The sequence below is a fragment of the Actinomadura roseirufa genome (genome assembly GCF_900659635.1).
In the GTDB taxonomy this organism is placed as follows: Bacteria; Actinomycetota; Actinomycetes; order Streptosporangiales; family Streptosporangiaceae; genus Spirillospora; species Spirillospora roseirufa.
On sequence record NZ_CAACVB010000260.1, the window covers coordinates 1 to 10,357 of the forward strand.

A 10,357-nucleotide genomic window follows, 5' to 3' on the forward strand; every position below is an offset into this window, starting at 1 on the left:
CGCAGCCCGGCGGCGCGCTCCTCGGCGGCCGTCTCCCGCCAGGAGGGGAAGGCCGCGCAGGCCGCGTCCAGCGCCGCGAGGGCCTCCCGCGGCCCGGCGTCGGCGGCTCGCGCGACGACCTCGAGCGTCGCCGGATCCACGACCTCGAAGGCGGCGGACCCCGCGCGCCACTCCCCGTCGATCAGCAGGGTGGCGGTGGACGGTGCTACGGGCATGGACGCGGCCCTCCTCGTCTCTTGCGGTGCTGCCTCTTGCGGTGCTGCCTTCTGCGGGGCTGCCCTCTGTGTGCTGCCTTCCGCGGTGCACCCACCGTGGTCGGTGCTGGTCAGCAGTCTGAGAACCCAGTGTTGTATTTGTCAACACCCTTCCGGGGATCCATCGCCGGCTTTACAGTGGTGCGCATGAACGCTCATCCCGCTCGCTCCGCGGATCCGGCGGCGGAGGCGACCGAGCCGCTGCCGATCCGGGAGCTGCTGTCCTACCGGCTCCACCGGGTGGCCAACGCCCTGTCCCGCAGTGCCGCGCTCCGGTACCGCCGCGAATTCGGCGTCAGCCTGCACGAATGGCGGACGGTCGCGCTGCTCGGGGCGGACGAGCCGCAGACGGTCAACCAGCTCGCCCGGCTCGCGGGCCTGGACAAGGCCCAGATGAGCCGGGTGGTCACCAAGCTGACCGAGCGCGGCCTGGTGGAGCGCGAGCCGGGCCCCGGCCGCAGCACGCAACTGTCGCTGACCCGCGGCGGCAAGTCGCTGTACCGGGGGCTCATCTCCGCCGCCAATGACCGCAATGATGCGTTTCTCGCCTGTCTCACCCCACTTGAACAGGAAGTTCTCGATTCAGCCTTGCGCAAGCTGGCCGCCGTGGGAAGGGCCCTGGAGCGGGCCGAGCACTGACGCGACGGCACCCCGACTGTTGACATCATCAACAGCGTCCCTGTATTCCTGCGGTGACGACCCGTGGGGCGACACACATCAGGAGGCGGCCGCGCATGACCGACCGAGTCACGATCTGCGAATGCTTCGCCCGCGACGGACTGCAGCACGAGGAGGCCGACGTCCCGGCGGAGGTGAAGATCGGCCTGATCGAGGCGTTCGCCGCGGCCGGGTTCCGCCGCGTCGAGGCGACGAGCTACAGCAACCCGGCCCGGGTCCCGGCCTTCCGCGACGCCGGTGAGGTGCTGGCCGGGCTCACCCGGACCGAGGGCGTCGCCTACAAGGCGACGTGCCCGAACCCGCGCGCCGTCCAGCGCGCGCTCGCCGACCTGGACGCCGGGCACGGCGCGACCGAGCTGAGCCTGCTGGTCTCGGCGACCGAGTCGCACACCGAGCGCAACATGCGGACGACCCGCGAGCGCCAGTGGACGGCCGTCGCCGAGATGGTCCGGCTCGCCGCCGGCCGGTTCCGGCTGGTCGGCGTCGTGTCGGTGGCGTTCGGATGCCCGTTCGAGGGCCGGGTGGACCCGGAGGTGGTGACCGAGGACGTCGCCCGGTTCGCCGACCTCGGCGTGGACATGGTGACGCTCGGGGACACGACCGGCCTGGCCACGCCGAGCACCGTCAAGGACATGTTCCGGCGCGTCGAGCGGACCCGGGCCGGCGTCCCCGTCGTCGCCCACTTCCACAACACCCGCGGCTCCGGGCTGGCCAACTGCGTCGCGGCGCTGGAGGCCGGCTGCCGCGACTTCGACAGCTCCTTCGGCGGGGTGGGCGGCCACCCCGCGCGGATCCAGTACGGCGAGGGCCTGACGGGCAACGTCTGCACCGAGGACCTGGTGAACCTGCTGGAGTCCGAGGGCGTCGGCACCGGCCTCGACCTGGACCTGGTCATGGCCGCCTCGCGGCGGTGCGAGGAGGCGCTCGGCCGCCGGCTGTACAGCATGGTCGCCCGCGCCGGGTTCGGCCCGGCCGGCCGGAAGGAGTTCCAGAATGCCTGAGCCGCTGCTCACCGAGGACCACGGCGCGGTCCGGGTGCTGCGGATGAACCGGCCGGACAAGCTCAACGCGCTGAACACCGAGCTGACCGCGGCCCTGCTGGCGGGGCTGCGGGCGGCCGACGCCGACCCCGCCGTCCGGGCGGTCGTGCTGACCGGCGCGGGCCGGGCGTTCTGCGCCGGCGCGGACGTGAAGGAGTTCGCCCTGCTGACGCCCGCCGACCAGGACGCGGTCACCCGCCGGGCGGAGCTGACGATGCGCACCCAGATGCTGCCGCAGCGGCTGACCAAACCGGTCGTGGCCGCGGTGCGCGGGCACGCGATGGGCGGCGGGGCCGGGCTCGTCCTCGGCTGCGACATGGTGGTCGCCGCCGCCGACACGCGGCTCGGCTACCCCGAGCTGCGGCACTCGCTCGTGCCCGCCATCGTGATGACCGGGCTCCAGCGCCACTTCGGCCGCAAGCTCGCCTTCGAGCTGGTCAGCACCGGCCGGGTACTGGACGCGGCGGAGCTGGACCGGCTGGGCATCGCCAACCGGGTCGTCGAGACCGGGACGGAGCTGGCGGCGGCCCTGGAGATCGCCGCGGGCTGGGCCGAGGTGGACCCGCGGGCCATGACCGCGGCCAAGGGCCTGTTCCACCGGGTCGCCGACCTTCCCTTCGAGGAGGCGATGCGGGCCGGCGGGGACGTCAACACGATCATGCGGGGGTTCCGGGAGGCGGGGGCATGAGACCGCTGGAGGGCGTCCGGGTGGTGGACTTCTCGCGGGTCCTCGCCGGTCCGATGGCCACCCAGATCCTCGCCGAGCTGGGCGCCGAGGTCATCAAGATCGAGCGGCCGGGCGGCGGCGACGAGTCCCGCGCATTCGAGCCCCGGCTGCCCGGCGGCGAGAGCGCCTACTTCTTCGCCTTCAACCGCGGCAAGCGGTCGGTGACGCTCGACCTGTCCACCGGGCGCGGCCAGGAGATCGCGCGCGGGCTGGCCCACGACGCCGACGTCGTCGTGGAGAACTTCCTGCCCGGCGCGATGGACCGGTGGGGGCTCGGCTACACGGACCTGGCGAAGGAGAACCCGCGGCTCGTCTACGTGTCCAGCACCGGCTTCGGCCGGTCGGGGCCCTACTCCGCGCGCAAGGGCTACGACACCGTCTTCCAGGCCCTGTCCGGCGTCATGCACCTCACCGGGCATCCGGGGACCCCGCCCGCCAAGGCGGGCGTGCCCGTCGCCGACCTGACCTCGGGGCTGTGGATCGCCGTCGCCGCGCTGGCCGGGCTCGCCGGCCGCGGCGCCACGGGCCTCGGCTCGCACGTCGACCTGGCGATGATGGACGTCCAGGTGAGCCTGCTCGCGGTGGCCGCGGCGCGGCTGTTCGCGCTCGACGAGGACCCGGCGCGCACCGGCACCGAGCATCCGGGGCGGGTGCCGTCGGCCGCGTTCGAGTGCGCGGACGGGCGGTGGCTGCACATCAGCGGCAGCGACGCGCACTGGCGCCCGCTGTGCGCGGTCCTCGGCCTGGACGCGCTGGCGGACGACCCCGAGCTGGCCGCCAACGCCGGGCGGCTCGCCCACCGGGAGCGGGTGACGGCGGCGCTCGGCGGCGCCATCGCCGGATGGCCGCGGGACGCCCTCGCCGAGGCGCTGCGCGCGGCCGGGGTGCCCGCCGGGGAGGTGAACTCGGTCCGCGAGGCGCTCACCGACCCGCACATCGCCGCGCGGCGCATGGTCGGCCACTTCGACCACCCCGCCGAGGGCCGGTTCCCCGCCCTGCGCACCCCCCTGCGGCTGGACGGGGCCGACCCGCCCGAGCCCGCCGCGCCGCCGCTGCTCGGCGCCGACACCGACGCCGTGCTCACCGACCTGCTGGGACTGGACGAGGCGGAGCTCGCCCTGCTCCGCGACGAAGGGACGATCTAGCCGTGCCCGACCCCACCGCGCCCGGCGCCCCGGCGCCCCCCGGCCCGACCCCCGATCCCGTCGTGTCCGAGCGCACCACATCCGAGCGCACCGCATCCGATCCCGCCGTGCCCGGTTCCGCCGCGGACGAGGAGCCCGTGCTGGTCCACCGGGACGGCGCCGTCGCCCACGTCGTGCTGAACCGGCCGGCCGCCCGCAACGCGCTGAACCTCGCGATGTGCCACCGGCTGCGCGAGACCTTCGCCCGGCTGGACGCCGACGGCGGCGTCCGCGCCGTGCTGCTGCGCGCGAACGGCCCCGCCTTCTGCGCGGGCGCCGACCTCCGCGAGCGCAAGGGCCGCGACGAGTCCTGGGTGCGCTCGCGCCGGCTGGCCTCCTTCGCCGCCTACGAGGCGATCGAGCGCTGCGCCAAGCCCGTGGTCGCCCTCGTGCGGGGCGCCGTGGTGGGGTCCGGCGGTGAGATCGCCATGTCCTGCGACTTCATCGTGGCCGCCGGCGACGCGACGTTCCGCTTCCCCGAGCCGCACTGGGGCACCGTCGGCGCGACGCAGCGGCTGCAGCGCGTCATCGGCCGGCGCCGCGCCAAGGAACTGCTCTTCACCGCCCGGATCATGGGCGCCGAGGAGGCCATGGCGGCCGGGCTGGTCGCCCGGATCGTCCCCGCCGCCGAGCTGGCCGCGGCCGGGGAGCGCCTCGCCGAGACGATCGCGCGGGCGCCGGGCACGGCGATGGCGCTGACCAAGCAGGCGATCGACCTCGGCGCCGAGACCGACCTCGCCACCGGGATCAGGATCGAGATGGCGGCGATCGAGCGCTGCCTCGCCGACGGCGGCTGGCGCGCGGGCGTGGACGCCTTCGCCGGCGGCGCCGGGCGCGGCGGGGCCGAGCCGGGGAACGGAGCGGCCCGATGAACCTCGCCGAGGTGTGCCCGCTGACCGCCGACTCCGCGCTGCGCCGGGCCGCCGCCGTCGGCGGCGACCTCCAGGCCGTCGTCTCCCGGCAGGGCGACATCACCTACGCCGAGCTGGACGCCGAGGTCGCCGCGATCCGCGCCGCGCTCGCCGCCGCCGGGGTGGGCCGGGGCGACCACGTCGCGGTCTGCCTCGGCAACGGGCCGCGGTGGGTCGTGCTCTTCGTCGCCATAGGCTCGCTCGGCGCCGTGACGGTGCCGGTCAACACCCGGCTCCGCGCCGAGGAGATCGGCTACGTGCTCCGGCAGTCCCGGGCGACGCTGCTGTTCACCGCCGACCGGTTCCTGAACATCGACTTCATCGCCATGCTGCGGGAGATCTGCCCCGGCGTGGACGCGGCCCTGCCCGACCCGGCGCTGCCCGACCTGCGGGACGTGGTGGTCCTCGGCTCGGACGTCCCCACGGCGGCCCGGTCCTGGACGGCGTTCCTCGCCGACCCGGCGCCGCCGGTGGAGCCGTGCTCCGACCCGGACGACGTCCTGCTGATCCAGTACACCTCGGGCACCACGTCCTATCCCAAGGGCGTGCTGCTGACCCACCGGTCCATGTGCGCGGACGCGTTCTTCTCCGGGGCGCGGCTCGGGCTGCGCGCCGGCGACCGGTTTCACAGCGCGCGGCCGTTCTTCCACGCCGCGGGCAGCACGCTGTCCGTGCTGGCCTGCCTCCAGCACACCGCCACGCTCGTGACGATGGACCGGTTCGAGGCCGGGGAGGCGCTGCGGCTGATGGAGGCCGAGCGCTGCACGCACTTCTCCGGCAACGACACGATCGCGCTGATGCTGCTGGACCACCCCGACCGTCCCCGGCGGCGTCTGCGGCTGCGCGGCGCGTGGGCCGCGGCGTCGCCCGCGGTCGTCCGGCGGATCGTCGACGAGCTCGGCGCGGCCGAGTGCGTCGTCGGGTACGGGCTGTCGGAGGCGTCCCCCAACGTGGCGCAGTCGGCCTGGTGGGAGCCGGAGGACGTGCGGGTCGCGGGCCGCATGCTGCCCGAGCCCGGGGTGGAGGTGCGTGTGCGCGCCCCCGACGGGCGGGACCTGCCCGCCGGGGAGACGGGCGAGATCCTCGTCCGCGGCTGGAACGTCATGCGCGGCTACTTCGGCATGCCGGAGGAGACGGCGCAGGCGCTGTCCCCGGACGGCTGGCTGTCCACCGGCGACCTCGGCCGGCTCGGTCCCGACGGGCGGCTGGAGTTCGCCGGCCGTGCCAAGGACCTCATCCGCGTCGGCGGCGAGAACGTCGCCCCCGCCGAGGTCGAGGACGTGCTGCACCGGCACCCGAAGATCCGGCAGGCCGCGGTGGTCGGGGTGCCCGACGCCCGGCTGATGGAGGTGCCCTTCGCCTTCGTCGTGCTCGCCGAGGGCTGCCGGGCCGAGCCGGAGGAGCTCCTCGGGTGGGCCGGCGAGCGGCTGGCCCGCTTCAAGGTGCCGCGCCACCTGCGCGTGGTCGCGGGCTTCGAGGAGATCGGCATGACGGCCAGCTCCAAGGTGCCGAAGCGGCACTTGGCCGAGCACGCGCGGCGGCTGCTGGACACGGCGGAGACGCCGTGACTGGGGACGCCGTGACGCGGATCGTCACCCCCGTCACCCGGCTGCTCGGGATCGACCTGCCGATCGTCCAGGCGGGCATGTCGTGGGCGTCGTCGTGCTCGGCGCTGCCGCTCGCGGTGTCGGCCGCGGGCGGCCTCGGCGTGATCGCCGCCGGGCCGATGCGGATCCCCGACCTGGAACGCGCCATCGACGAGGTCGAGGCGGGCACCGGCCGGCCGTACGCGGTGAACCTGCCCCTGTACCGCAAGGGCGCGGACGAGGTCATGGACGTGCTGTGCGCCCGGCGGATCCCGGTGCTCATCGCCTCGCAGGGCGGCCCCCGGCGCTACCTGCGGCGCTTCCAGGACGCCGGGACGGTGTGCCTGCACGTCGTGGCGAGCGAGGAACACGCGGCCAAGGCGCTGGACGCCGGCGTCGACGGCCTCGTCGTGGTCGGCGCGGAGGCGGGCGGCCACCCGCCGCCGGGGCTGGTGTCCACGCTCGTCATGGTCCGGGCGGTGGCCCGGCTGGCGCCGGCGGCGCCGATCGTCGCCTCCGGCGGCTTCGCGGACGGGGCGGGGCTGGCCGCCGCCCTGGCGCTCGGCGCGGGCGCGGCGCAGTTCGGTACCCGGTTCATCGCCAGCGCCGAGTCGAACCTGCACCCGGCCTACAAGGAGGCCGTCCTCGCGGCGGGCGTCGGCGACACCCGCACCGTCGGCCGCGACCTCGGGACGATCCGGCTGCTGGCCAACGCGTTCGCCGAGCGGATGGGGGAGCTGGAGCGCTCCGGCGCCGACCTGGCCGCGCGGCGCGCCGCGTTCGCCGGGTCGAGCCTGCGGCTGGCCGCCCGGGAGGGCGACGTCGCCCAGGGCAAGGTCGAGGCGGGCCAGTCGGCCGGCCTGGTCGACGCGATCCTTCCCGCGGCGGAGATCGTCCGGCGGCTGGCCGAGGAGTACGCCGCCGCGGCCGGGGGACTGCCCGCGGTGGAGCGCGCGGAGCCGGTCCCGCGGCCGTGACCCCGGTGGTCGGCGTCGCGGTGGTCGGCGGCCCGGTGGTCGGCGGCCCGGCGGGCGTCGCGGTCAGTCGCTGAGGCCGACCTGCACGTCGCCCGCCTGGCTCCGCGCGATGATCACGTGGCCGCTGTCGGGCGCCTGCGGGACCTGGACGGTGGCGCCGCCCTCCTTGGCGCTCGTCTGGACGAGGTAGCTCTGCCCGCGCGGCACGTCCACCGCCACCTCGCCCGCGGTGGAGACGGCCTCGACCCGGGCGGGCGGCCGGGCGAAGCCGAGGCGCACGTCGCCGGCCCGCGTGGTGGCGGTGAGCCGCGCCCCGGCCAGCCCGGTGCCGGTGATGTTCCCGGCGGTGCTGTCCAGCGCGAGCGTGCCGGACAGGTTCCGGACGGTGACGTCGCCCGCGCGGGTGTGCGCGGTGACCGGGATCCCGGGCGGCAGCGAGATCGCGTAGGTGATCGAGCACTCGGTGTCGCCGGGGCAGTGGTCGCCGACGTGGAAGGTGTCGCCGTCCCAGCGTTCCTGGAAGCTCGGCGGCGACCCGGACCAGCGGATCCGGCGCTGGACGTCCAGGCGCCCCGGCCCGCCGGGGTTCAGCTCGATGTCGCCGGTGGACAAGTCGAGCGCCAGCGCGCCGACGGCGTGCTGGAACGTCTGCCGCTCGGTCTTCTGCTGGGACTGCCAGTGGTCCGGCCAGTCCCGCCCGCACGCCGCCAGCCCCGCGCCGGCGAGCACGATCAGCGCCGCGCCGGCCGCCGTCCAGGTCACGCGCTGCCGGTCGGCGGACGGCCGGCGCCCTTCGGGGACTCCTTCGTGGATCTTTGCCATCTCCGGAACTCCTGCCGCTTCTGGGGGAGGGGACCGATCACCTCGCGCCGTCAGGCGTCGAGGAACTGCAGCACCGCGAGCACGCGGCGGTTGTCCTGGTTGTCGGACGAGGCGAGGCCGAGCTTGGTGAAGATGCTGTTCACGTGCTTGGCGACCGCGCTCTCGCTGACGGTGAGCGCGCCCGCGATGCCCGAGTTGGAGCGCCCCTCGGCCATCTGCGTCAGCACGTCCAGCTCGCGTGGGGTGAGGGCGTCCAGCGGGCCGTGGTCCTGCCGGATGAGCAGCTGGGAGACCACGTCCGGGTCGAGCGCCGTGCCGCCCGCGGCGATCCGGCGCAGTGTGTCGAGGAACTCCTCGACGTCGGCGACGCGGTCCTTGAGCAGGTAGCCGACGCCGCGGGTGTCGCCGGTGAGGAGGCGGCGCGCGTAGCGCTCCTCCACGTACTGGGAGAGCACCAGCACGGCCACCTCGGGGTGGCGGCCGCGCAGGTCGAGCGCCGCGCGCAGGCCCTCGCTGGTGTGCGTCGGCGGCATCCGGACGTCCAGCAGCGCGAGGTCGGGCCGGTGCTCCTCCACGGCGGCGAGCAGCGCGTCGGCGTCGCCGACGGCGGCCACCGGCTCGAACCCGCCGCGCTCCAGCATGCGGACCAGCCCCTCGCGGAGCAGGACCGAGTCCTCGGCGATCACGACGCGCATGGCAGCTCCACGGACAGGACGGTCGGGCCCCCGGCGGGGCTGTCGATGAGCATCGTGCCGTCCACGGTGCGCACCCGGTCGCGCAGGCCGCTGAGCCCGCCGCCGTCCGCGACGGCGCCGCCGCGGCCGTCGTCGGCGACCGCGATGCTCAGCCGGTGCGGGTCGTCGTGGTGCCCGACGGAGACCACGACCCGGCGCGCCCGCGCGTGCTTGGCGACGTTGGCCAGCGCCTCGGAGACCACGAAGTAGGCGATCGCCTCGACCGGCCGCGGCGGGCGGTGCGGCAGGTCGGTGCGCAGGGTGACCGGGACGGGCGAGCGGGCCGCGATCCCCGACAGCGCCGCGTCCAGGCCCAGCTCGTCCAGGACGGCGGGGTGCAGCCCGCGCACGAGGTCGCGCAGCTCGGCCAGCGCCCGCTTGGCGTCGTCGTGCGCCTCCCGGACGGCCTGCCGGACCGAGTCCTGCGTCTCCTCCGGCAGCGACATCCGGATCATGCCGAGGTTCATCGCCAGCGCCACCAGGCTCTGCTGCGCGCCGTCGTGCAGGTCGCGCTCGATGCGGCGGCGCTCCCGGTCGGACGCCTCGACGGCGGCGGACCGGCCGGCCGCCAGCTCCTCCACCCGGCGGCCGAGCGCGGCCAGCCGGTCGGAGTGCGACGGCTGCAGCAGCGCCTTGGCCGAGCGGACGTCGAGCCAGGCCGCGCCGTGCGTCACCAGCGGAACGGCGAGCAGGCACAGCAGCCCGCCGGCGGCGCCGCCGAGCACGGCGGCCGGCGCGTCCGGCCGCGCGCCCGGGACCGGCTCGGCGTGCAGCGCCCACACCGTCACCGGCAGCGTGGCCAGGACGAGCCCCGCCATCAGCAGCGGCAGCATGAGCGCGAACCCCGCCGCGCAGATCAGTAAGGACAGCAGGTGGTAGCCGATCTGCCGCCACACCGGCCGGGTCAGCGCCCGCGCCCCGGGCGCCCCGCCGGGCGGGGCCCCGCCGGGGTCGGGCGGGAACGGCGCGAGCGCCAGGTCGAAGAAGACCCGGTGCCGGGTGCGCTGGACCCCGGTGAAGTAGGCCGTGATGTCGGCGGTGAGGGCGGTGAACGGGCCCGGCCGCACGGCGGTCACCGAGAGCGCGAGCACGATGCACAGCGGGCTCGCCAGCGCGGCCGCGGTGGCCAGGCCGATCGCGGTGCCGGTGCTGAGGAACGTCGACTGGGTGAACGCGTGCCGCGCCCGTCGCGCGGCGGCGCGCCCCGTCGTCATCCCCGCCATGGCACCACCGTAAGGTCCCCGGGACCGGCCGGACCATGGCCGCAGCATCCGGATCCGGGGTGCAACTTTGTGCACCCCAAGTCGGAAGCCAGGGCTACCGACGCGGCCGGGGCCGGTCGGCAATCATCGCTCATGTGGCACCCCGGTTCGTCCCCCCTGCGGACGCGGCCGCCCCCCGCCGGACCGTCCGCCCGCCGCCCGGCCGCCCGCCCGGCCGGGCG

The 10,357-nt window shown here is 75.8% G+C and carries 11 protein-coding genes; 7 read left to right on the plus strand and 4 right to left on the minus strand.

Going from position 1 to position 10,357, the window contains the following annotated elements; genetic code table 11:
• The coding region (locus E1291_RS34000; protein WP_131742175.1) for an aldehyde dehydrogenase family protein at window positions 1–215 on the minus strand (215 nt) is incomplete at its 3' end.
• A 186-nt stretch (window positions 216–401) separates the two neighbouring features.
• Here E1291_RS34000 and E1291_RS34005 point away from each other — a divergent pair.
• The 7 genes from E1291_RS34005 (at window position 402) to E1291_RS34035 (ending at window position 7,357) form a co-directional block, all read left to right on the plus strand.
• A complete protein-coding gene (locus E1291_RS34005) occupies window positions 402–893 on the plus strand; it encodes a MarR family winged helix-turn-helix transcriptional regulator (RefSeq protein WP_131742176.1) in 492 nt (163 codons plus the stop codon).
• Between the two features lie 95 nt (window positions 894–988).
• Window positions 989–1,933: a hydroxymethylglutaryl-CoA lyase gene (locus E1291_RS34010; protein WP_131742177.1), complete on the plus strand. Its 945-nt coding sequence runs from the start codon at window positions 989–991 to the stop codon at window positions 1,931–1,933.
• Window positions 1,926–2,660 (plus strand): enoyl-CoA hydratase/isomerase family protein, encoded by a 735-nt coding sequence (locus tag E1291_RS34015; RefSeq protein ID WP_131742178.1) that lies wholly within the window; start codon window positions 1,926–1,928, stop codon window positions 2,658–2,660. Before E1291_RS34010 ends, E1291_RS34015 begins: the two co-directional genes overlap by 8 nt.
• Window positions 2,657–3,844 (plus strand): CaiB/BaiF CoA transferase family protein, encoded by a 1,188-nt coding sequence (locus E1291_RS34020; protein ID WP_131742179.1) that lies wholly within the window; start codon window positions 2,657–2,659, stop codon window positions 3,842–3,844. The genes E1291_RS34015 and E1291_RS34020 overlap by 4 nt, the downstream gene beginning before the upstream one ends.
• Window positions 3,845–3,846: 2 nt before the next feature.
• Window positions 3,847–4,755 carry an enoyl-CoA hydratase/isomerase family protein gene (locus E1291_RS34025; protein ID WP_242614549.1) on the plus strand — a complete coding sequence of 303 codons (909 nt, stop codon included), beginning with the start codon at window positions 3,847–3,849 and terminating at the stop codon, window positions 4,753–4,755.
• Window positions 4,752–6,362, plus strand: coding sequence for an AMP-binding protein (locus tag E1291_RS34030; protein WP_131742180.1), 1,611 nt, complete (start codon window positions 4,752–4,754; stop codon window positions 6,360–6,362). The genes E1291_RS34025 and E1291_RS34030 overlap by 4 nt, the downstream gene beginning before the upstream one ends.
• Window positions 6,359–7,357, plus strand: a complete 999-nt coding sequence (locus tag E1291_RS34035; protein WP_207401083.1) for an NAD(P)H-dependent flavin oxidoreductase — start codon at window positions 6,359–6,361, stop codon at window positions 7,355–7,357. Before E1291_RS34030 ends, E1291_RS34035 begins: the two co-directional genes overlap by 4 nt.
• Window positions 7,358–7,420: 63 nt before the next feature.
• On the opposite strand, the gene E1291_RS34040 is transcribed toward E1291_RS34035, so the two are convergent.
• From E1291_RS34040 to E1291_RS34050, 3 genes are read right to left on the minus strand one after another with little or no spacing between them, the layout of a single operon-like run.
• Window positions 7,421–8,179, minus strand: coding sequence for a DUF4097 family beta strand repeat-containing protein (locus E1291_RS34040; RefSeq protein ID WP_131742181.1), 759 nt, complete (start codon window positions 8,177–8,179; stop codon window positions 7,421–7,423).
• Between the two features lie 50 nt (window positions 8,180–8,229).
• On the minus strand, window positions 8,230–8,874 hold the full coding sequence (locus E1291_RS34045) for a response regulator transcription factor (protein ID WP_131742182.1): 645 nt from the start codon (window positions 8,872–8,874) through the stop codon (window positions 8,230–8,232).
• A complete protein-coding gene (locus E1291_RS34050; protein WP_165495422.1) occupies window positions 8,862–10,136 on the minus strand; it encodes a sensor histidine kinase in 1,275 nt (424 codons plus the stop codon). The genes E1291_RS34045 and E1291_RS34050 overlap by 13 nt, the downstream gene beginning before the upstream one ends.
• Window positions 10,137–10,357 lie beyond the last annotated feature (221 nt).

Coding starts and splice junctions, on each gene's coding strand:
- E1291_RS34020 (WP_131742179.1), top strand. CDS start 2,657: ATGAGACCGCTGGAGGGCGTCCGGGTGGTGGACTTCTCGCGGGTCCTC.
- E1291_RS34015 (WP_131742178.1), top strand. CDS start 1,926: ATGCCTGAGCCGCTGCTCACCGAGGACCACGGCGCGGTCCGGGTGCTG.
- E1291_RS34045 (WP_131742182.1), bottom strand. CDS start 8,874: ATGCGCGTCGTGATCGCCGAGGACTCGGTCCTGCTCCGCGAGGGGCTG.
- E1291_RS34030 (WP_131742180.1), top strand. CDS start 4,752: ATGAACCTCGCCGAGGTGTGCCCGCTGACCGCCGACTCCGCGCTGCGC.
- E1291_RS34005 (WP_131742176.1), top strand. CDS start 402: ATGAACGCTCATCCCGCTCGCTCCGCGGATCCGGCGGCGGAGGCGACC.
- E1291_RS34010 (WP_131742177.1), top strand. CDS start 989: ATGACCGACCGAGTCACGATCTGCGAATGCTTCGCCCGCGACGGACTG.
- E1291_RS34050 (WP_165495422.1), bottom strand. CDS start 10,136: ATGGCGGGGATGACGACGGGGCGCGCCGCCGCGCGACGGGCGCGGCAC.
- E1291_RS34040 (WP_131742181.1), bottom strand. CDS start 8,179: ATGGCAAAGATCCACGAAGGAGTCCCCGAAGGGCGCCGGCCGTCCGCC.